Source organism: Alloalcanivorax xenomutans, from assembly GCF_900217905.1.
Taxonomy (GTDB): domain Bacteria; phylum Pseudomonadota; class Gammaproteobacteria; order Pseudomonadales; family Alcanivoracaceae; genus Alloalcanivorax; species Alloalcanivorax xenomutans.
In genome coordinates this window covers 1-21,914 of record NZ_OBMO01000019.1, presented here as the reverse complement: position 1 = coordinate 21,914, position 21,914 = coordinate 1, and the positions used below count along the sequence as shown (strand labels likewise).

Genomic DNA, 21,914 nt, shown 5'->3' with positions numbered 1-21,914 from the left:
GAGGCCCATCATGAGAGAAGCTGTCATTGTTTCCACCGCCCGCACCCCCATCGGCAAAGCCTACCGGGGTGCCTTCAACGATACCCAGGGCCAGGCGCTGGGTGCCCATGCCATCAAGCACGCCGTGGAGCGTGCCAAGATCGATCCGGAAACCATCCAGGACGTGATCATGGGCGCTGCCCTGCAGCAGGGCAGCACCGGCGGTAACGTGGCTCGCCAGGCCGCTCTGCGCGCTGGTCTGCCGACTTCCGTTTCCGCCATGACCATGGACCGTCAGTGTTCCTCCGGCCTGATGTCCATCGCCACCGCGGCCAAGCAAATCATGGTCGACAACATGGACGTGGCCGTGGCGGGTGGTCTGGAGTCCATCTCCCTGGTACAGAACGACAAGCAGAACCGCTACCGCGCCGCGGATCCGTGGCTGAAGGAACACCGCCCGGACATCTACATGTCCATGCTGGAAACCGCTGAAATCGTCGCCGATCGCTACAATGTTTCCCGGGAAGCTCAGGACGAGTACGCCTATCAGTCCCAGATGCGTACCGCCGCCGCTCAGGAAGCCGGTAAATTCGATGACGAAATCGTGCCCATGACCACCATCATGAAGGTCATGAACAAGGAAACCAAAGAAGTTTCCGACCAGGAAGTGACTTTGTCCAAGGACGAAGGCAACCGTCCGCAAACCAAACTCGAAGACCTGCAGAAACTGCAGCCGGTGTTCAAGGATGGCCAGCAGGTGAGCGAAGGCCGTTTCATCACCGCCGGTAACGCCTCCCAGCTGTCCGACGGCGCCAGCGCCAGCGTGCTGATGGAAGCCAAGGAAGCCGAGCGCCTGGGCCTGCAGCCGCTGGGTGCCTACCGCGGCATGGCCGTGGCCGGCTGTGATCCGAACGAAATGGGCATTGGTCCGGTGTTCGCCGTTCCCAAACTGCTGCAGCGCTTTGGTCTGAAAATCGATGACATCGGCCTGTGGGAACTGAACGAAGCCTTCGCCAGCCAGTGTCTGTATTGCCGTGACGAGCTGGGCATCGACCCGGAGAAATACAACGTCAACGGCGGCGCCATTTCCATCGGCCACCCCTACGGCATGTCCGGTGCCCGCATGGTCGGCCACGCGCTGATCGAAGGTAAGCGTCGCGGCGTGAAATACGTGGTGGTGAGCATGTGCATCGGCGGCGGCATGGGTGGCGCCGGTCTGTTCGAAGTATTCTGATCACGCCCCCGCGATACTCTTCCGGCGGTCTTCCCCGGCCGCCGGATTCCCGGTTTTACCGCACCAGCCTGGACGGCCTCCCAACCGGCCGTCCGCGTTGGCCGTGCCCTACCCTCTCCTGGGTACCCTTCCCCGGGCACGACCACATCATGAGGGCCGCTGGTGCGGTTTTTTTATGGCCGCCAATACATTCTCCAGAGAGCTACGAAGCTCCCACAGTGGTGTTGTCGTCAGGGCCGGGCCCGTAAACGGTGTTTTCGGCGAGTCAGCAAGAGGGCATCACGTGGTCGCAAGCGCCGGCCGTGCCACAATCCTGGTCTTGACCACCGCCATGAGAATAAGCCCCGCCAACAGCCAGAACCCCGCCACCAGGTAGAGCGAGGCGTTGGGCGTACCCGTGGCGGTGTTGACGAAAGCCACCACCGAGGGCATGACGGCAGGCCCCAGATTGCCCAGGCTGCTGACCAGCGCGATACCGCCGGCCGCGATCTTCTTGGGAATGACCTCACTGGTGGCGGCGAAGAACAGCGGCGTGGCTGAAGATTGGCCAACCGTGAGAATGACCAGACCGAGGAGAGACAACACCAGCGTGCCTTGAGTAAAGACGAGAACCACCGCGCCAATGGCGCACAGGGAACAGCAGAACATGAAATGCCGGCGCCGTTCGTTATGTCTGTCGGAACTGCGCCCGATCAACACCATGGCGAAGATGGTGACCGCGGGGGCGATGGACGAGAGCAGCCCGACAGTGAAGACATCCTCCACGCCCCAACTCTTGATCAGTGTCGGCGCCCAGAACACCATTACATAAGTGGCGCCCAGAACCAGAAAGTACACAAGCGACATTACCCAGACTTTGGGGCTGGCAAGCAGTGCGCCGAATGAACCGTGCGAGGTTCCCCGGCCGGCCAGTGCCTCGTCATCGTCAAGCAGTTGGCGCAGACGGGTCTTTTCATCAGCGGACAACCAGTTGGCGTCTTCCGGTTTGTCCTTGAGATAAAAGAAGGCAAAGAGCCCCAGGAAGGTAGCGGGCAGGCCCTGGACAACGAACAGCCATTGCCAGCCACGGTAGCCCATCAGACCGTCCATGTACTTCATGATGGCGCCCGACATTGGACCGGCAAGGAGATAGGCGATGGTGGCGCCGGTCATGAAAAGAGCGATCGCCTTGCCGCGCCGGGGCCCCGGATACCAGTAGGTAAGATACAGAATGATGCCAGGGAAGAAGCCAGCTTCGAACGCACCAAGTAGAAAACGCAGGATATAGAATACCGTCGTCGACTGAACAAACATCATGGCGGAAGCGACCAGTCCCCAGCAGAACATGATGCGTAACAGGGTCTTGCGCGCACCGATTCTCTCCAGGATCAGATTGCTGGGCACCTCGAAGAGCAAATAGCCGATAAAGAACACCCCCGCACCGAAAGCGTAGGCGGCGTCACTGAATGGCAGCGTCTCCCGCATTTGCAGTTGCGCGAAGCCAATATTGACGCGGTCGAGAAAAGCGATGATGTAGCAAACGATCAGCAGTGGCAGCAGCCGCCAGCTGATCTTGGAAAACAACGCCTCGTCCTGTGGACTGTACTGGACGGCCGCCGCTTTCCGCTCTGGAGCATAGTGAGCCATGACAGGTCTCCCTTGTTTTTCGTTTTATCGTTGTTGAAATGCTCGACAGGCCTCACACGGCGACACGACGCCGGGCTTCTTCATCGACCAGATCTTTCTTCGACAGCTTGCCCACGGCGGTCTTGGGTAGTGCTTCACGGATCTCCAGATCCCGCACCATCTCGTGCTTACCCAGCTTGTCCTTGAGGAACGTCTGCAGCTGTTCCAGCGTGAAAGGACTGGCGCCATGCTTGAGCGTGATGAAGGCCTTGGGGGACTGGCCCCGGTACTGGTCCGATACGCCGATGACAGCTACCTCGGATACGGCGGGGTGTTGATAGATGGCTTCCTCGAGCACACGCGGATAGACGTTGTAGCCGCTGCACAACAGCATGTCCTTGCAGCGATCAACGATGAAAACGAAGCCGTCCTCGTCCATGTAGCCGATGTCGCCGGTGCGGAAGAAGCCATCGAAAGTAGTGCTCTCGGCGGTGGCCTCGGGCTTGTTCCAGTAGCCCTTCATCACATTGGGACCCTGGATGCAGATCTCGCCTTTCTCGCCCAGGGGCACGTAGTGTGTCGGATCGTCCAGATCCAGCATTTTTATCGTTACACCAGGATGTGGAATGCCGCAGGAGCCGGCCTTGCGCTTGCCTGGAATGGGAGAGAAGGTGCCGGTCGGCGAGGTCTCGGTCATGCCCCATCCTTCCGCCAGCCAGGTACCGGTGATGGCATTGAAGCGATTGCCCACCTCCACCGGCAGCGGCGCTCCACCCGAATTGCACATCTTGAGCGTACGCAGGTCATACCGGGGGGCATCGGGATCGTTGATGACGGCGGTGAACATGGTCGGCACGCCGCAAAAGAAAGTGAGCTTCTTGTCGGTGATGTCACGCAGAGCGGCTTTCGCGTCAAAGCGCACATGCTGCACGATCTCGGCGGCGAGACGCACGGCCAGCAACAGATTGACGGTAAGCGCGTAGATATGAAAAGGCGGCAGCACCGCGAGCACGCGTTCCTTGCCCATCTCGAACATCGGCGGCGTGCCCAGTCCGGTGGTCACCACCTGCTCAACGGCCGAGGACAGATTGCCGTGTGTAAGCATCGCCCCCTTGGGCAGCCCCGTCGTACCCCCGGTATACTGCAAAATAGCCAGAGCCTCGTGGGGATCGTCGATGCCATGGGCCCGGTACCGCCCGTCATTGTCGATCAGTTCGGCAAAACGCATATGCCACTCATCGGCGGGAATGGCCACGGTCTCCCCTTTGGCGGCCATTGCCGCGACCACCTGCTCCGGGGCGCCCGACATTTCAGCCAGATTGCCGACGATGAGTTTTTTCAACCGTGTCGTGCCCACCATCGCCGCCATTTGCGGGTACAGAGCAGCCATATCCAGCGTAATGAGAAAATCGGTCTGGCTGTCCTCGATCTTGTGCTTGAGCACATTGGCGGCGTCGAGCGGCGAGTAGTTCACCACCGTGCCGCCGGCTTGCAGTACGCCAAAAAGGCAGACCAGGTAATGTGGCGTATTGGGCAGGAACAGGCCGACATGAATACCCGGCCCGACACCGAGCTTCTGCAGCCCGGCGGCGACGCGATCGGTCAACGCGCCGAGCTCCCGGTAGTTCATGTTTCGCCCCATGAAGTCGACCGCGGGCTGCTCCGGATGATTGGCCACCGAATCGGTCAGGATCCGCTGGACGGCTCTGGGGGTGATTTGGGCGTCCCAACGCACGCCTGGGGGGTAGGACTTCAGCCAGGGTTGATTATTCATTGTATGTCTCCCGAAAAAAAGCCGGCACGCGCTCCATGGGCTGCGTGTCTTTGGCCAAGAAAAATCCGGTGAATACCGAAGAGGTTCGAGGCGAACCTTCATCGGCAAGGTGGACTTGTAGACATGCGGTAAGAGCATCCGCATCGTCTTTTCCCGGCGCTCAACCATCTTTTCGCGCCCCCGGAGGCCTGAAAAGGTGCGAATAGCCGGTCTGCCGGTGAGTTCAGGTCAGGCGAGCGACAAGCGGAGGTTTTTCGTGGAGAGCCGTAAGGCGGTTCAGCCTGTTCGTTGAGAACAACCACTTTTTCTCTGAACCGTGACAAAAAAAACCCGTCCAGAAGACGGGTCAGCTCATTGCTCAATGGAATGCGTAAAGGGTAGCGGCGGCGGCCAGGGCCGCCACCGGAATTCACACTTCGAGCCACTCCTTGCGGATTGCATCGTCGGCGCGCAGTTCTTCCGGCGTGCCTTCGAAGACAATCTGCCCATGGCCCATCACCAGCACCCGGTGCGAAATGTCCATGGCGATGGAGAGTTTCTGTTCCACCAGCAGAATGGACACACCGGCGTTGGCGATATCACTGATCAGTTCGCCAATCTGTTTGACGATCAGCGGCGCCAGCCCTTCGGTGGGTTCATCGATCATCATCAGTTCCGGGTCGCCCATCAGGGTCCGGCACATGGTCAGCATCTGCTTCTCCCCGCCGGAGAGTACACCGGCCGGAGAATCCGCGCGGCGGGCCAGATTGGGGAACATGTCCAGCATTTGCTGGACTTTCCATTTGCCGGGCTTTCTCGGGTTCTTGATGCCCAGTTCCAGGTTCTGGCGCACGGTCAGGGTGGGAAAAATATCCCGGTCTTCCGGCACATACCCCAACCCGCGCCGGGCGATGGCATGGCTGGGTAGTCCGGCGATTTCCTTGCCACGGAAACGAATCGATCCCTGCGGCGGCACTTCGCCCATGATCGACTTCACCGTGGTGGAGCGCCCCACCCCGTTACGTCCCAGCAGCGAAACCACTTCGCCTTCTTCAAGGTGGAAGTTCACCCCATTGAGAATGTGACTTTTGCCGTAGTAGGCGTGTAAATCCTTCACTTCCAGCATCACGCCGCCTCCTCGCCGAGATAAGCTTCCCGCACCTTCGGATTATTGCGAATATCCTCCGGCTTGCCGGTGGCGATGATCTTGCCGTACACCAGTACCGAAATACGGTCGGCCAGCTCGAACACCACTCCCATATCATGCTCCACGATCATCAGGGTCCGGCCTTCGGCCACCTGACGAATCAGCTTGATGGCCTGGGCGGTCTCGGTGTTGCTCATGCCCGCGGTGGGCTCATCCAGCAGCACCACCGGCGCGTCGCAGGCGATGGTCATGCCGATTTCCAGAGCACGCTGGCTGGCATACGGCAGAGAGCCGGCCGGCACGTCACGCAATGCCTGCAAACCGATCATTTCCAATACTTCCTCGGCACGCCGATTGGCTTCGCGCACCCGCGCCGCCGAACGCCAGAACACGTATCCAGCTCGACTTTGCTTGAAGCAGGCGCAGCGCAGGTTCTCGAACACACTGAGATTGCCGAACACATTGCTGACCTGGAAGGAACGGGACAGCCCCCGTTGCTGGATCTTCTCCGGCGACAGGCCGTCAATGCGTTCACCGTACAGCTGGATTTCCCCGCTGGTCGGAGGAAAAGCGCCGGAAAGCAGATTGAAAAACGTGGATTTGCCGGCCCCGTTGGGGCCGATCACAGCGTGCACCTCGTTCTTTTCCACTACCAGGTCCACGCCACAGATGACTTCCGCGGGGCCGAACTGCTTCTTCAGCCCCTTGATGTTCAAGGCGCTCATGCGTTCGCCTCCCGATTTTTCCTGGTCGCCCGCATTACCAGCACACCGACCACCAGGGCCGCCACACCGGCCAGCCAGCCAGTGGCACCACCGGCCTGGAACTGGATGCCGAAGACGTTCACGGTATCGCCGCCACCATGACCGGCGAACAGCATTTCGATGACGATAATCAGGCCCAGGGCGATCAACAACACCGCCACGGCGCCTCCAAACCAGCCAGGCAAACGCCGTGCCAGACTGCCTTCGCGATAAGCGGCACGGATATGCTCAAGACCTCCCGCCAAACCGCGCGGAGCGAACATCACGATGGACAGGAAGATCAGCCCCACATACAAAATGGAGGCGTCCGAATAGTCGCTCAACAGCGAGTTCATCAGCGTCACCAGCACCGCGCCGACGATCGGGCCATAAAACACACCCAGACCACCCACCGCGGCCATCAGCAACGCCAGACCCGAGGGAATCAAGCCCAGCGATTCCGGCGTGATGATCTCGTAGTTCACCGCCGCCATGCCGCCGGCCAGACCACCAAAGGAACCGGATGCGATGAAGACCAGAAAGCGGATATTACGCGGCTGGTAACCGATGAATTGCAAACGGTCGGCGTTGTCCCGCACGGCGTTGGACATACGCCCCAGAGGCGTGCGAGTGAACGCCCACATGGCCAATACGCCGGCGAAAGTCCAGAACGCGATGAACCAATACACGTCCGCCGCCTGCGCCAGCTCCAAGCCAAACCATTGCGGCCCGACCATGCGGTTGCCATAGATACCCGCTTCGCCACCGAACACGGAAGGGAACATCTGGCCAGCGGCGGCGATCATCTCGCCGAGCCCGAGCGTGATCATGGCGAAGGCGGTACCGGCGCGACGGCAGAACGGCCAACCCAACACCAGCGCCACCAGGCCGCCACCGATCATGCCGATCAGCGGCATGGCAACCACCGGCACATGGGCCCAGAAGCCCTCGCCGGCATAGGAGGCGTCGTCGATGGCGATCATCGCGTGCATGGCGGCGTAGCTGCCCAGGCCGAAGAACACCGCATGGCCAAAGGACAGCATGCCGCCCTGGCCCAACAGCATGTTGTACGACAGAGCGAAAACGATATTGATGCCAATGGCGTTCATCAGCGTGAAGCTGAAGCCATCGGTAAAGATGAAAGGCAGGATCAACAGCACCGCGGCGAATACCAGCCACGGCACCAGCCCGCGCAGAGCAAAACGTTGATTGGAGCGGATCATGGTAGCAGTCATGTCGTCACTCATGGTTCAAGCTCCCCCATCAGACCACGGGGCCGGAAGATCAGCATCAGCACCAGCAGAATGAAAGGTGTCATCGGAGCCAGGTTAGCCAGGGTGATGCGCGCCACTTCGCCGTACGGGTCGATCTGCAATCCGAAAATACCGAGGATGTCGGCCACGGAAGCGTCGATGGCCACGAAGAAGGTCTGCAACAGACCGATCAGCAGAGAGGCATAGAAAGCACCGGGCAACGAGCCCATGCCGCCGACCACCACCACCACGAATACAATCGGTCCCAGCGTGGCCGCCATGCCTGGCTCCGTGGCCAGCAGAGGACCACCGATAACACCGGCAAGTCCGGCCAGCGCACAGCCGAAGCCAAACACCAACATGAACAGCCGCGGTACGTTATGGCCCAGATGTCCGACCATGGCGCCATGGGTAAGAGCGGCACGGATCATCATGCCGACCCGGGTTTTCTTCAGCAGATACCAGAGCGCAATGAACATCAGAATGGAAATCAGGATAACCACGCCACGGAAAATGGAGTAGTCGGTACCGAACAGGGTGAACAGGGGCTCGCGCAAATAGTCCGGCTCCCGGTATGGCACCGCCACCGTGCCCCAGGTGAGTTGCACCAGTTCGTCGATGACATAGGCCAGACCAAAGGTAAACAACAACTCCGCCACGTGACCGTTGGCGTGCACCCGGCGCAGACCGAAGCGCTCCACCAGGCTGCCTACCACGCCCACCAGAATGGGAGCCAGGATCAGAGCCGGCCAGAACCCGGTGTGCATGCCCAGAGTGTAGGCAAAATAGGCGCCCAGCATATAGAAGCTGGCATGGGCGAAGTTAAGCACCCCCATCATGGAGAAGATCAGGGTGAGGCCACTGGACAGCATGAACAGCAAAAGGCCGTACAAAATACCGTTCAGCAGGGAAAAGAGGATAATTTCGAGCATGAGCAGGCTCCCGGGGCAGCGGAATCTCCGCTGCCCTTACTGCATCAACAAGGAGTCATGGCCGCCTTTAGTTGGGGCGGCGCATGCGGCAAGTGGTGGGCAGGGTCACGTCGTCGCGAGCGATCTCCGCGATCTTGTGGAAGTTGTAGTCCGTGCCTTCCGCGCCGTACTTCATGCCGTCTTTCATTACGGAAATGAACATCGGCAACTGAATCTGGTGATCCTCGGCCCGCATGGTCACTTCGCCGGTGGGAGTTTCGATGCTCAGACCTTCCAGTGCCTTGGCCAGGTCCTTCGGATCAGTGGAGCCGGCTTTGTCAGCGGCGGCCTTGAGCATGTCGAGCATGGTGCTCAGACGCAGATAGTAGAAATCCCAACCGGTTTTTTCATACATCTCCACTTGCTTCTTGGCCATCTCCGGATCTTCGAAATCACCGTAGTACTCGTTGATCTGATAGATGCGGTCCACGCCCTTGTCACCCAGCTGGGTCACCACGCCGGAGCTGGCACCGTAATAGGTGTAGAACGGCGCTTTCAGACCGAATTCGGCGGCCGCTTTCACCAGCAAGGTGATGTCCTGCCCCCAGTTGCCAGAAATCACCGCGTCGGCGCCGGAAGCCTGGATCTTGGACACATACGGAGTGAAGTCCTTGACCTTGGCCAGAGGGTGGAAGTCATTGCCGACGATTTCGATATCCGGACGCTTCTGCTTCAGCATTTCCTGGGCGGACTTGGAAACCGCGTGGCCGAAGCTGTAGTCCTGGTTGATCAGATAGACTTTGTGGATATCTTTATTGCTGGCGATGTAGTTGGTCAACGCGTTCATCTTCATGTCCGCGTTGGCATCGAAACGGAAATGCCAGTAGGAGCAGCGCTCATTGGTGAACGCCGGATCCACCGCCGCGTAGTTCAGATACAACACTTCCTTGCCCGGGTTACGGCGGTTGTGTTTCTCCACGGAAGTAATAAGCGCGGATGCGACGGAGGAACCGTTACCCTGGGTCACCAGTTGGATGCCATCGTTGATGGCCTTCTGCAACTGTACCAGGCTTTCCTGCGGGTTGACCTTGTTGTCCAGGCCGACGATTTCCAGTTTGGCGCCATTCAGGCCGCCATTGGCGTTGATACGTTCAGCTTCTAGTTTGAGGTGCTCGAACGCCGGCTGGCCGGCGGCGGCCATGGGACCGGTGAGCGGGTCGATCAAAGCGAGTTTCACTGTCTCCGCGGCGCTGGCGGCGGTACCAGCCAGCAGCAAGGAGGCGGTGACGAGGGTACGAACGGACTTCAACATTTAGGCTCTCCACTTTGTTGTTGTTTTGCCGTTTTATTTCATCGCCGCGGGCACGCGACGATCCACTTTCGTGGAACATCCTTCCGTTTCACAGGCCAGGGATATTCCTTTGATGATGCCAAAGAGGCATTCAATGTTATTTCCACGTTACCACCAGGAGCGGCGGACGCGGCCATGCCGTTAAGTATGTTCCTAAGTTTTTTTACCTGTCCAGCCCCATCTTGCGTCCAATTTAAGAACACTAAGTTGCTGTTTTTCCTTCATCTTTCTTCTATTTCCGCCACTAGTTGTAAAGTAATGTGCCAGCCTCCGTCCACCACCAAAACCGATAGAAATACGGTGAAAACCGTCATCCTTGAGTCCTTACTGACCTATTCCCACACATGACTGTCCGGTCATAAAAAGCGGCGGCAAAAGACCAACGGTTTTTCCGCACGAAGCCCTTCACGTTTCGGCGCATTTACCGTCTTTACACGGCATTCCGGTCCCGATTTTGGCCATGTGTTACCATTCTTCCCATAAACAGTAACGGCACTTGCCGCACTCAACTCCTATTTTGTTTTTTGTAGCACTGTCGTACCACGCCACGCTGCTTTCCGTTTACCTGCCCTCCCTCTCCACTCCCCTGGCTCGTTACTAAAAGTAACATCGACAGAAAAAAGGTATACATGACAGCCACACCCTTCTCTTTTTGTCTGCTTTTTAATCAAAAATACCCAAAATAGATCACTTTTCGATCAAAACAACTTACTTGTCCTTGTTGACCCTTCCGCCAGTGAGAGGTTGAATGCGCCCTCCCGGCGATTTTCAAAACACTGATTCACAAAATCGTCGGGAACGATTTTGGATGCCGCCTGCGACGGCCCGAAGGGTGACCGCCATGGACGGTGGTCACACAAAATCGTCGGGAACGATTTTGGACATCGCTTTAGCGATGGTCCGGAGGATGGCCACCAGGGACGGTGGTCACACAAAAGATCATTCCGCTACGGACCAGCGGCCAAACCAAAAGAACAACACCTGCCTGCTCCATTTTCGGCGCCATGGGGTACTGCCGGCCTTGCCGGACCACTCCCGCCGATATGGCCAGCCCCGATACCTTTTCCGGCACCGGTCCCGCTCCGAAGGATCCTTGCACACGGTGCGGACGGTGACGTCGTCCGGTTTTCACCGTTGGTCGGAACAGACCGATTTGTCGTGACGCACAGAGAAAAACAGCAACGATCGGAGGCCGTTCGAACGGCCCCAGTGGAGAGCGAAATACAATGAGGATAAAAGTCCTGGCCGGGGTGGCCTGCACCCTCGGCACCCTGCCCCTGTGTATACCGGCCTGGGCCGGCGAAAACCAACTGAGCGAGGACGCCAGCGTCGCCTGGACGGTGAAGGGCGCCCTCGGTACCGCCATGCGGGTGCAGTCCGCCAACAAAGATCTGCTATTCGCGCCGGACGTGCCCGGTGGCGGCCAAACCAATTCGGCGGTGGCCGATGACGGCAACATGAATTATGACGCCGGTGATCTGGTCAATGGCGTGGCGCAGCTGTTCGGCCGCTTTGATTTCAAGTACCAGAATTATGGCGCGGTGATCAGCGCCAAGGCCTGGTACGACTATGTCCTCAAGGAACAGGATGTTGCCCATGGTCATTTCCCCAACGACTATCAGCCGGATACACCGCTCGACGACGACGACTTCGACCGGCGCGCCCGGTTTTCCGGCGGCAACCTTCAGGAAGCTTACGTTTACGGCAACTTCGAGGTGAACGGCCGGCCGTTGTCGGTAAAGATCGGGGATCAGTTCCTGCTGTGGGGCCGCAGCCTGTATTCCCGCGGCTCACTATCGTCTTTGAACGCGGTGGATCTGGCCGCATTGCATCGGCCGGGTTCCGGTTATCAGGAATATCTGATTCCCTCTGGCATGGTGAGCCTGGAATTCAGTCCGTTCGAGCACCTTTCCGCCAAGGCGTTCTACCAATATGACTGGGAGAAAGCCGTGCTGGATGGCTGCGGGACTTTTTACTCCTCCCTGGACAACACCGCCATTGGCTGCAACGGCACCTTCTCCGGCAGCACCCCACTACCGAGCCAGGACGCCAAGGAACAGGGACTGTACTTCGTGCGGGAAGGAGACGACGACGCTCGCGGCAATGGCCAGTACGGCTTCAAGTTCGACTACCAGTTCGCCGAAGCCAAAGCCAAGGTCGGCGCCTACTACTTCAACTACCACATGCGTTTGCCGATCTACTCCACCCGTAAACTGAATACACCCAGTGCACAGCCGACACCGTTCAACCGGGTTCACTATTTCTACGAGTATCCGGAAGACATCAAGGTGTTCGGTCTGACCGCCGACAAGACCTTCGCCGGTATCGGCAACCTGTCCATGAATCTGAGTTATCTGAAGGACATGCCGATCCAGATCAATACCTCGGACCTGACCTCGCAAACCGCCAGCAGCACCCTGGGCGGTAACAATGCCAAAGTACCCTCCGGCACTCAGGACTACATCAACGGGGTTGCGGCGGGCGATGTGGTTCACGGCTACCGGGAGTTCGACATCCAGCGTGCCGAATTCACCTTCACCACGGTAGTTCCCGAGTTTCTCAAGGCGCAAAAAACAGTGCTGTCCTTGCAAACCGCGTTTGAATGGATTCCGGACTTGCCCAGCACCAGCGAGATGCGTTTCCGCCGTCACACCCAATACGGCGTCGGCGACCCGGGCGACAAGGGTTACGTCACCGATTTCAGTTGGGGCTACCAGGTCTCGGTGAAATCCACCTACGCCAACCTGCTCGGTCCGGTCACCGTGACTCCGGGACTGTCGTTCCGTCATGGCGTGGACGGTTACGCCAGCGATGACGCCCTGCAGGAAGACCAGCGCTCGCTGGGCCTGTCACTGGGCTTTGATTACCGCAACACCACCACCACGCTGTCCTACACCACTTATAATGATCAGGCCTACAGCACCGTCTCCGATCGTGATTACGTTGCCCTGAGCACCAGCGTGACATTCTGATTTTTTTATAAGGAAGCCGGCGGCCCGGGTCGCCGGCAGGCAAGAGGAAAACCGATGAAAACATGGAAATACGCCTTCCCCGCTCTGTTGCTGACGTTATTGAGCGGTTGTCTTTCGGTGTACAGCAACACCAGGCTGGTGGAGGTGAAAGCCAACACCGAAAAGGCCGCTCAGCCCCCTTACCAGTCGGTGGTGGTTGGCCTGCTGGTGGACCATGAAGTACGGCCACTGCTGGAACACGCCATCGTTGAGCGGTTGCGCGCCCGGGGCATCGACGCCCGGGCGGCGCTGGATGTTTACGGCCACAAAGGCATTGAAGGGAAAAGCCGTGACTATCTTGCGCAACGCATGCGTGACGAAGGTTTCGACAGTGCCGTGGCAATCCATTTACTCGACAAAAATGTGGAGGATGTGCACGTCGGTGGCGAGGCGTCCTCCCAGGCACCAGTCACCGCCGGCCTCACCATGCAGCCGGAAACCTTTGGCCCGGATTTCTTCATTACCGAAACCCTGTATGTGACCCGCACCGATTTCTGGGACGTGGCGCAACAGGCGATTGTCTGGCAAGGCACCACGGTAACGGCAAACCAACGCGGATTGGAAGCCGGCGCGGAGAAATTCGCCAACACCATCGCCAACGGCCTGGTCGAGGCCGGCTTGTTTGACGATCAATAGGCCCACCCCCCGGGGCGGAGCATCCGGCGTTTTTGTTTTGTTCCGCCCATTCCCCACGGTATGCTGTTGTTCCTGTCGGGCCGGGACAAGCCGCGCCCCCATTCCAATAACAGCAGGCAGCATTTCGACATGGCAAACGCTATAGAGCAGCGCGTGGAAGCAAACGGTCTCACCTTCCACGTCAGTGAGTACGGTGAACGGGGCCGCCCCGCCATTATTCTCTTGCACGGTTTCCCCGAGTGCGGGTACTCCTGGCGTTATCAAGCGCCTTTTCTCGCCGGGCAAGGCTATCACGTGCTGGTACCGGATCTGCGCGGCTACGGCTACAGCGACGCCCCCAAGGACCCGATGGCCTACCGGCAAAGCGAGCTGGTCAAGGATGTGATTAGCATTCTCGACGCTTTCGATGCCGGGCAAGCGGTGGTGATCGGCCACGACTGGGGCTGTGCCCTGGCCTGGCAGGTGGCCCGTGAGTATCCGCAACGGGTGCGTGCCGTGGTCGGGCTTTCCGTTCCCTATCCCGGCATCGGCCCGCGCCGGCCCACCGAGCAAATGCGCCAGGCCTTCGGTGAGCGTTTCTTCTATCAACTGTACTTCCAACAGCCGGAAATCCCGGAGCAGGAACTGGAAGCGGATGTACGCGATTTTCTGCGCCGTATGTACCATGCGCTGTCCGGCCCCGGCATGCGGGAAAAACATCGCGCCGCCAAGCCGGTCACCGGCTTCCTGGACATTCTGCAGCCCCCGCAAGGGCCGCAACCGTCCTGGATGACCGAGTCGGATCTGGACGTCTATGTGAAACGCTTCGAAAACAGCGGTCTGACCGGGCCGATCAACTGGTATCGGGCCATGGACGCGTCCTGGGAAGAACAGCATGCCGACGGCCGCCAGCGGATCCAGCCCACCGCCCTGTTCATTGGTGGCGAGGAAGATCCGGTGATCCAGTTCGCCGCCAAGGCGTTGGAACGCATGCCGTCGCAGATGGATGATCTCACCGATATCATCATCCTCGATGGCATCGGTCATTGGATCCAGATGGAGGCACCGGACCAGGTCAATCAGCACCTCAAGACGTTCCTGGACGGACTGGGAAGCTAGGGCATCATCTCCGCCATGGCGGCCCTCAGCACGCGGACCGCGCCAACATCTCCCGCACTTCCGCCACCAACGCCGACACCGTGGGCGTGGCGGCGGACATGTGAAAACGGACCGGCGGCAACCGGGGCAGTTTGAGAGCGTCATCGATCCGCCTCAGCCCTTCGGGTACCGCCGAGGCGTTCAGACAGGCGACGCCGAGCCCCGCCGACAGCGCCAGATGCATCCCCGCCACTCCGGACGCGGAATGGGCGATGTAATAGGGTCGCTGGTGGGCTTCCAGCATGCTCATGGTATAGCGATGCAAGGCGCAACTGGCTGGCAGCGCCACTATCGGCACCGGCTCGGAAGGCGTCAATTCCAGAGAAGAATGGGCCACCCAGAATAACGGCTCACGGCGTAGCAGCCGCCGTTGCTCCGTGCCGGTGGGCGGCTGCGGTGCCACGTCCGGCAGCATCATGGAAATGCCCAGATCGTACTCCCGCGCCGTCACTTCCTCTTCGACGAAGGCGCTTTTCAGGATCGCCACATGCAAACGCAAGCGCGGATAGCGGCCCCGGATACGGCGTAGCAGGGTGGGCACCCAGTCCGGGCGAAAATAATCGGTGATCGCCAGCCGCACATCCCCGGCCAGCAACAGTCCCTGCATATCCTGATAAGCGACGTCGTTCAAAGCCAATAGCTTGCGCGCATGGTCCACCAGCCTTTGCCCCGCCGGGGTCGGCACCACGCCCTGCTTGCCGCGCACCAGCAACGGCACACCGCACTGTTGCTCCAGCTTCCTCACCTGCTCGCTGAGGGTGGACTGGGAACGGCACAGGATCGGCACCGCCGCCGACAGGCTGCCCTGCTCCACCGCCGTCACCAGGGTGTTCAACAATTCCAGATCGAAGCGTTTCATCGCACGTCATTCCAAACTTGCGCCATCCATCGGACTTACCGATGGATTCCATCTTATATTCCCGTTATTCGGATGGCCAAATCTGCTCTAGCCTGTCCCTTCCTGATCACCTAAGCCCCATCTGGAGACTTGAGCCATGCCCGGTATTGATCTGACCCTGTCCGGCACCCCCGACCCCGCACAGGCCCGCCATATCGCCAAAACCCTCACCGCCCTGACCTGCCGTGTGCTGGACAAGGAAGAGCAACGCACCATGGTGCAAATCCGATATCTGCCCAGGGAGCAATGGTTCATCGCCGGGCGCTCGCTGGCCGAGTTGGACAAGGACTCTTTCCGGCTGGTGGTGACCATCACCGATGAAACCAACACCAAACAACAGAAAGCGGACTACCAGGACCAGGCGTTCAGAGAACTGAGCAAGCTGCTCGGTAACGTGCATCCTCACTCGAACATCCACATCGTCGACTGCCGTGCCTCTGCCTACGGCTATGGCGGGATCTCCCAGGAGGCGTACAGCTACCGCCGCTGAGGCGTCATTGGCGACAAACCGGAAGCCGGCTGCTTCCGGTTTGCTTTGCCTCAGCCTCTCGGCTAGCCTCTGCGGCTCCGTCCACTACCGATTCACGAGAGCACCGTGTCCGCTTCCCGACTTGTCGCCCTGCTCCTTGGCCTCACCGCCGTTATTCTCGCCGCCTGGTTCTTCTTTGGTTTCGATGAAATGTGGCGTCTGATTCCCACCGGCCTGCTGATCGGCTTCGCCTATGCGGCACTGAAAACCGCGGCGTCGAAAGAGGACAAGGGAGACAACAAGTAACCCGGCCCCCCTACTCTCCCCGAAAACTCGCCGGGTGGCCGACGGACGGCCGCCTTCGCCCTCCCCTGGGTTCGTGCCACTTCAATGACACCCGGAGCATGGCGGGAATGGTGTCAGAGATGATGGGGTTTAGAGCGGCCGGCGGCGGACTGAAAAACGGGATTTCTGGCCCAATTTTGGCCCAAGGATCGCCATAGAACGAAAAAAGCCCTGAAAAATCAGGGCTTTAGTTTGGCGGTGAGGGAGGGATTGACTCGCTGACGCTCGGGGCTTCGCCCCGTCGCCCAAGGGCGACGTCCTGCGCCGGCCAAAGGCCGGCTGGTCGAACCGGAGGGCTCTCATCAAAACCGCCCACGACCGCCAAATAAAAAGCCCCGCATTAAGCGGGGCTCTTTATTTGGCGGTGAGGGAGGGATTCGAACCCTCGATACGTTTCCGTATACACACTTTCCAGGCGTGCTCCTTCGGCCACTCGGACACCTCACCGGGGAAACTCTTTGTCGTCCCAGCCCGTAGGCTGAGGGCGCGTAGAGTACCGGAGGGACACGGGTTAGGCAAGGGTTCGGAGGGCGACTGTTCAGGGTTTAATCAGATCACAGAGGATCGGGAAGGTGTCCAGCGCCAGCCAGGCCAGCAGCACCATCTGCACCAGTAAAAAGGCGAAGCGGATCTGCACCAGCCAGTGATTCACCCCTACCAGATGAATCAGGCTCTGACCGATACGGGCGGCGAGAATCCAGGGCAGCAGCCGGCCAGCCAGATCGTTGCCAACAACCATCGCCGCGCCGGCGATGACGATCACCACACCGAGCAGTTCCAGTGTGTTCTGATAGGCGCGGGAGAGACGGCTGAGAAACTCCGCCGGCTCGTAGTGATACGGCGGGAAGGCATCGGCACGTCGGCGGCCGGACACTACTTGTAGCCCGCGACCGGCGACCAGAGCAAAGAGCAGGAACAAAGCCCAGCAACCGAAGCCGAGCAGATAGAGCAACGCGGAAGTATCCAGAGTCATGGTTTCAGTATCCGGGCAAGAAAGGTGCCCTGATACTGGCAGACCGGCTGGCCCTGTTCATTGTCCGCCCGCGCCATAATGCGCAGCGACGACTTGCCGCGCCGTTGCAGCCGTTCGCGGAAACGTTCCCGGTCAGCGGCTTCGGATTCGGCGGTGATCACCATATCGACGTCGAGCGGCAGCAGATAGTCCAGCGAAGAGGTGACCGCCACCACGTCCACGGCCTGGTCCGGCAGGATCTGCTCGGCCAGCACCGAGGTCAGCGACCAACCGGCCAGAGTCACCAGCGCCGCCTGGCTGCCGGCGAAGAAGGTGCCCTTGTCGTTGTGGTTGGGCTCCAGTGGTGCCCGCAACCGCAGCCGCTCGCCATTGAAGTCCAGGTACTCGAAGGCCAGATGGCGGGTCAGCGGGATCGCCTCGCGAACCTTTCCGGCCAGGGCCGAGAGATCAATCATCGGGCAGCTCCCGCACATACAAGTCGGGACTTTCGTCCGGCACGGATTTCAGTGCGCCGGCCGGCGTGCCCAGGTAAATGAACGCCACCACCTGGTCCTTGTCGGCGAAGCCCAGACGCCGTTTCACCGCCGCGTCCTCGGCGATGGCACCGGTACGCCACATGGCACCAATACCCAGCGCGTGGGCGGCGAGCATGATGTTTTGAGCGGCGGCGCCGGCCGCCAGCACCTGCTCCCACACCGGCACCTTGTGGCCTTCGGTGACCTCCGCCGCCACCACGATCACCGCCGGGGCCCGCAATGCTTTGTTGCGGGCATTGGCAAGAGTGCACGGGTCCGCCTCGGCAAAGGATTCGGCGGTGTGCTGTTCCATGATGTCCGCTAACCGCTCCCGCTGGTCACCGCGCAGCACGATGAATCGCCAGGGCCGCAGCATGCCGTGATCCGGTGCGCGGATCGCGGCCCGCAGCAGCAAATCGATCTGTTCATCGCCGGGCCCGGGGTCGGTGAGCCGCGGCACTGACACCCGCGTGGTCAAGGCGGTGAGGGTATCCATGCATTCTCCTTATAAAGAGCGCTATTGTAGCCTCGTGACCCAAAGACGCCACCCACGGATACGGCAACAGCGCCAGACTGCCCGTTGACGAAGATCATCCTTTTTTCTTATAAAACTTTCTAATAAGCTCGTCTGTTACCCCCAGGACAAGGAGTCGATCATGCGCCGTGCCACCGACGCCCTCGCGGCGTTATCTTTCCTTCCTATCGGGACCAACACCGTCCATGGCTGACACTGCCCTGTCCTCGCGCCAGTACCTGGATCTGAAGGCGCAAACCCGCCGGCAAACCCATCTGACCCGAATCCTGGCGTTTCTGGTGGCCAGTGGCATGCTCGGGGCCGGGATCGGATTACAGGTTTATCCGTTCTCGCTGCTCTGGGCGGTGGCGCCGTTGCTGGCTTACCCGCTGCTCATCCAGTTGTTGGCGATGGTGGCGGAAAAACGCGGTGTGGCCGCCGCCACGTTGTCACAGACGCTATTGCAGGCGGACGCCCTGTGCATCGGCTTCGCCTGTGCCTGCCTGTGGTTCGCGGTGGTCCCCAGCCTGGCGCTGCTGGCCATCGTCCACGCCAACGCCATGAGCCATGGCGGCTGGCGCCCCTGGCTCGGCAGCGTGGCGATGACCACCCTGGGCGCGGGCGCCGGCGGCGCCCTGTTCTATCTGCTTGATCCCACCTTCGAGCCAGTGCCGCAGGCTCCGTTGTCCCTGGTCGTCCTCGCCCTGCTGGGGCTGGCGGTGTACATGGGCGCCAGCGCTTTTTTCGCGCAACGGCAGACCCGCTATCTGCGTCTGGCCCAGCAGCAGTTACGCGAGCAGCAGCGGCAAGCCCTGAATATGTCACGCAAGCTGGCCAAATATCTGCCTCCGCAAATCTGGGGCTCTCTGTTCACCGGCAAACGGGACGCCAAACTGGAAACCCGGCGCAAGCGCCTCACCGTGTTCTTCTCGGACATCAAGGGCTTCAGCGCGATTTCCGAAGAGCTGCCGCTGGACACCCTGACCGCCATGCTCAATACCTATCTGAGTGAAATGACCCGTATTGCCCTGCGTCACGGCGGCACCATCGACAAGTTCATCGGCGACGCGGTGATGGTGTTCTTCGGCGACCCCAAAAGCGAGGGCGCTCAGGAGGATGCCTTCCGCTGCGTGGCCATGGCCATCGAAATGCAGCGCCATATGCGTCTGCTGCGCCAGCGATGGAAGCACGAGGGTATCGAGCAGCCGCTGGAGATTCGTATCGGCATCAATACCGGCTATGTCACGGTCGGCAACTTCGGCACCGACAGCCGCATGGACTACACCATTCTCGGTACCGACGTGAACCTGGCCAGCCGGCTGGAATCCGCCTGCCGTCCGGGCCAGGTGCTGATTTCCGAATCCACCCATGAACTGGTGCAGGACCGCATTCAATGCCGCAGCGTCGGCGACATCAGCGCCAAGGGCTTCAACCGCCCGATTCCGGTCTACGAAGCCCGTGATCTGAAACGCCACGCCGGGGGCCGCAACCGCTATGTCAGTGCCGAAACCGAAGGTTTTGCCCTACATATGGACCTGGAGCGTATTCACAATTTCGACAAAAAACGCATACTCGGGACAATGGCCCGTTCGGCCACGGACTTGAAAGACAACAAACCGGTGTCCCTGGACTTCGAAGCGGAAGGCTTCGTACTGCATCTGGATTCCGACCGTCTGCATCATCGGGAACGCCCCCGGGTACTGGAATTCATGGGGCGGGCGGCGCGTCGGGTACAAGAACAGCTTCGTCTCTGAGTACTTCGGCGGACAGGGGCACCACCGGGAGCGACTATGGCGATTTCTGCATCGGCGGGTTGGTTGAGCCGTCTGGAACGGCTGGGTAACCGGCTACCCCACCCCACTCTTCTGTTCGTTTGGTTATGCGTGTTGATGCTGCCTCTGAGCGCGATTCTATCCGCTCTCGGCGCCAACGCCTTTCATCCCCAGGAACAAAAAGAGATCGTGGTACGCTCGCTGCTGGACAGCGACGGCCTGCGATATTTGTTCAGTCACATGGTCGGCAACTTCACCGGTTTCGCACCGCTGGGCGTGGTGCTGGTGGCGATGCTCGGCCTGGGCATCGCCGAGCATTCCGGCCTGCTGGGTGGCAGCCTGGCGGCGCTGGTACGCCGGGCCTCCCATCGCACGCTGGTAGCCACCGTGGCCTTCGCCGGGGTGATGTCCAGTATCGCCTTCGATGCCGGCTACGTGGTGCTGATCCCGCTGGCCGGCTTGCTGTTCCAACTGGCCGGCCGTTCTCCTCTGGCCGGCATCGCCACCGCGTTCGCCGCGGTATCCGGCGGTTACAGCGCCAACCTGCTGCTCGGCCCGGTGGACGCGGTGCTGGCCGGGATTTCCACCGAGGCGGCGCACATCATCGATCCGCAGCGCACCGTCAGCGCCGCCGGCAACTATTGGTTCATTATCGTATCCACCGTGCTGGTGACCACGCTGGTGACCCTGGTGACGGTGCGCTTCGTCGAGCCCCGGTTGGCCGCCGGCGAAGCGGATGGGAGCGTCCGGGACGAACAACCGCACCTGCACCGGCGCGCGGCGATCTGGACCCTGGTCACCCTGGTGGCGGGTCTGGCGTTTCTGGCCTGGCTGGGGCTGCCGGCGGACGCGCCGCTGCGTAACGCGGACACCGGAGCCCTGCTGCAATCACCATTCATGTCCAGCATCGTGGTGTTAATTGCCCTGGTGGCCGCCGCCTGCGGCGTGGTCTACGGCCGCGTCAGCGGGGCGTTCCGCTCCGCCGGTGACGTCATTACCGCGATGGAAACCACCATGGCGTCCATGGCCGGTTATCTGGTGCTGATGTTCTTCGCCGCCCAGTTCGTGGCCTGGTTCAACTACAGCCAGTTGGGTCTGGTACTCGCCATTCGCGGCGCCGCCTGGCTGGGCACGCTGTCCTTGCCCACCGTGCTGCTGCTATTGCTGTTCGTGTTGATGAGCACCGCCATCAATCTGCTGATCGGCAGTGCCTCGGCCAAATGGTCGATCCTGGCGCCGGTGTTCATTCCCATGCTGATGCTGCTCGGCATCGATCCGGAAGCCACCCAGGCCGCCTATCGCGTGGGCGACTCCAGCACCAATATCATCACCCCGCTGATGCCCTACTTCGCCCTGGTCCTGGGCTTCGCCCGCCGCTACCAGGCGGACACCGGGGTCGGCACGCTGATCGCGCTAATGCTGCCCTACAGCCTGACCCTGCTACTGGGCTGGTCGATTCTGCTGGGCGTCTGGATCGCGGTGGGATGGCCGCTGGGAACGTGAGAAAAGCAGTGAATAGTGAATAGTGAATAGTGAAGGAAAGGGTGAGGGTTGCGGATACGCAAGCCCTCTTTGGACTGGCCCCATTTAAGTAGACACGGACTGTAAAGTAGCCGCATAGGCGTTGGGGGTGAGCCCTCCCAGCGTCATGTGGCGTCGTACTTTGGG

19 protein-coding genes and 1 tRNA gene are annotated in these 21,914 nt (G+C 60.3%); 8 read left to right on the top strand and 12 right to left on the bottom strand.

Annotated elements, in window-relative coordinates; translation table 11 throughout:
* The first annotated feature begins 10 nt into the window (after positions 1-10).
* Positions 11-1,213, top strand: a complete 1,203-nt coding sequence (locus tag CRO06_RS15165) for an acetyl-CoA C-acyltransferase (protein WP_022994024.1) — start codon at positions 11-13, stop codon at positions 1,211-1,213.
* Between the two features lie 279 nt (positions 1,214-1,492).
* Here the strand turns inward: CRO06_RS15165 and CRO06_RS15160 are convergent, their stop codons facing one another.
* The 7 genes from CRO06_RS15160 to CRO06_RS15130 form a co-directional block, all read right to left on the bottom strand.
* On the bottom strand, positions 1,493-2,839 hold the full coding sequence (locus tag CRO06_RS15160) for an MFS transporter (RefSeq protein ID WP_022994023.1): 1,347 nt from the start codon (positions 2,837-2,839) through the stop codon (positions 1,493-1,495).
* A gap of 52 nt (positions 2,840-2,891) precedes the next feature.
* Positions 2,892-4,592 carry a long-chain-fatty-acid--CoA ligase gene (locus CRO06_RS15155; RefSeq protein ID WP_097058793.1) on the bottom strand — a complete coding sequence of 567 codons (1,701 nt, stop codon included), beginning with the start codon at positions 4,590-4,592 and terminating at the stop codon, positions 2,892-2,894.
* 409 nt (positions 4,593-5,001) lie between these two features.
* Entirely contained in the window at positions 5,002-5,697 is a 696-nt protein-coding gene (locus CRO06_RS15150) for an ABC transporter ATP-binding protein (RefSeq protein WP_022994021.1), read from the bottom strand.
* Positions 5,697-6,443, bottom strand: a complete 747-nt coding sequence (locus tag CRO06_RS15145) for an ABC transporter ATP-binding protein (RefSeq protein ID WP_022994020.1) — start codon at positions 6,441-6,443, stop codon at positions 5,697-5,699. The genes CRO06_RS15150 and CRO06_RS15145 overlap by 1 nt, the downstream gene beginning before the upstream one ends.
* A complete protein-coding gene (locus CRO06_RS15140) occupies positions 6,440-7,708 on the bottom strand; it encodes a branched-chain amino acid ABC transporter permease (RefSeq protein WP_097058792.1) in 1,269 nt (422 codons plus the stop codon). The genes CRO06_RS15145 and CRO06_RS15140 overlap by 4 nt, the downstream gene beginning before the upstream one ends.
* The gene (locus tag CRO06_RS15135) at positions 7,705-8,646 is read right to left on the bottom strand and encodes a branched-chain amino acid ABC transporter permease (protein WP_022994018.1); all 942 of its coding nucleotides are present in this window, start codon (positions 8,644-8,646) and stop codon (positions 7,705-7,707) included. Before CRO06_RS15135 ends, CRO06_RS15140 begins: the two co-directional genes overlap by 4 nt.
* 67 nt (positions 8,647-8,713) lie before the next feature.
* Positions 8,714-9,937, bottom strand: coding sequence for a branched-chain amino acid ABC transporter substrate-binding protein (locus CRO06_RS15130; RefSeq protein ID WP_022994017.1), 1,224 nt, complete (start codon positions 9,935-9,937; stop codon positions 8,714-8,716).
* 1,265 nt (positions 9,938-11,202) lie between these two features.
* Here CRO06_RS15130 and CRO06_RS15125 point away from each other — a divergent pair.
* From CRO06_RS15125 to CRO06_RS15115, 3 genes are all read left to right on the top strand, one after another.
* Complete coding sequence (locus tag CRO06_RS15125) at positions 11,203-12,948, top strand: DUF1302 domain-containing protein (RefSeq protein ID WP_022994016.1); 1,746 nt, start codon at positions 11,203-11,205, stop codon at positions 12,946-12,948.
* A gap of 54 nt (positions 12,949-13,002) precedes the next feature.
* Positions 13,003-13,623 (top strand): hypothetical protein, encoded by a 621-nt coding sequence (locus CRO06_RS15120; protein ID WP_055100563.1) that lies wholly within the window; start codon positions 13,003-13,005, stop codon positions 13,621-13,623.
* Between the two features lie 129 nt (positions 13,624-13,752).
* The gene (locus tag CRO06_RS15115) at positions 13,753-14,721 is read left to right on the top strand and encodes an alpha/beta fold hydrolase (protein ID WP_244902840.1); all 969 of its coding nucleotides are present in this window, start codon (positions 13,753-13,755) and stop codon (positions 14,719-14,721) included.
* Between the two features lie 25 nt (positions 14,722-14,746).
* Here CRO06_RS15115 and CRO06_RS15110 read toward each other — a convergent pair whose 3' ends face one another.
* Entirely contained in the window at positions 14,747-15,619 is an 873-nt protein-coding gene (locus tag CRO06_RS15110) for a LysR family transcriptional regulator (RefSeq protein WP_097058790.1), read from the bottom strand.
* A gap of 136 nt (positions 15,620-15,755) precedes the next feature.
* On the opposite strand from CRO06_RS15110, the gene CRO06_RS15105 reads away from it, so the two are divergent.
* Together CRO06_RS15105 and CRO06_RS15100 are read left to right on the top strand one after the other, a co-directional pair.
* Entirely contained in the window at positions 15,756-16,148 is a 393-nt protein-coding gene (locus CRO06_RS15105; protein WP_097058789.1) for a tautomerase family protein, read from the top strand.
* A 105-nt stretch (positions 16,149-16,253) separates the two neighbouring features.
* The gene (locus CRO06_RS15100; RefSeq protein ID WP_097058788.1) at positions 16,254-16,433 is read left to right on the top strand and encodes a hypothetical protein; all 180 of its coding nucleotides are present in this window, start codon (positions 16,254-16,256) and stop codon (positions 16,431-16,433) included.
* 398 nt (positions 16,434-16,831) lie between these two features.
* Here CRO06_RS15100 and CRO06_RS15095 read toward each other — a convergent pair.
* From CRO06_RS15095 to CRO06_RS15080, 4 genes are all read right to left on the bottom strand, one after another.
* A tRNA-Ser gene (locus tag CRO06_RS15095) sits at positions 16,832-16,919 on the bottom strand.
* A 91-nt stretch (positions 16,920-17,010) separates the two neighbouring features.
* Complete coding sequence (locus tag CRO06_RS15090; protein ID WP_022994004.1) at positions 17,011-17,445, bottom strand: MAPEG family protein; 435 nt, start codon at positions 17,443-17,445, stop codon at positions 17,011-17,013.
* A complete protein-coding gene (locus CRO06_RS15085; RefSeq protein ID WP_097058787.1) occupies positions 17,442-17,900 on the bottom strand; it encodes a YiiD C-terminal domain-containing protein in 459 nt (152 codons plus the stop codon). The genes CRO06_RS15090 and CRO06_RS15085 overlap by 4 nt, the downstream gene beginning before the upstream one ends.
* Positions 17,893-18,456: a nitroreductase family protein gene (locus tag CRO06_RS15080; RefSeq protein WP_097058786.1), complete on the bottom strand. Its 564-nt coding sequence runs from the start codon at positions 18,454-18,456 to the stop codon at positions 17,893-17,895. The genes CRO06_RS15085 and CRO06_RS15080 overlap by 8 nt, the downstream gene beginning before the upstream one ends.
* Before the next feature lie 224 nt (positions 18,457-18,680).
* Here CRO06_RS15080 and CRO06_RS15075 point away from each other — a divergent pair, with 224 nt between their 5' ends.
* Positions 18,681-20,228 carry an adenylate/guanylate cyclase domain-containing protein gene (locus CRO06_RS15075; protein ID WP_097058785.1) on the top strand — a complete coding sequence of 516 codons (1,548 nt, stop codon included), beginning with the start codon at positions 18,681-18,683 and terminating at the stop codon, positions 20,226-20,228.
* 36 nt (positions 20,229-20,264) lie between these two features.
* A complete protein-coding gene (locus CRO06_RS15070; RefSeq protein ID WP_179746618.1) occupies positions 20,265-21,749 on the top strand; it encodes an AbgT family transporter in 1,485 nt (494 codons plus the stop codon).
* Positions 21,750-21,914 lie beyond the last annotated feature (165 nt).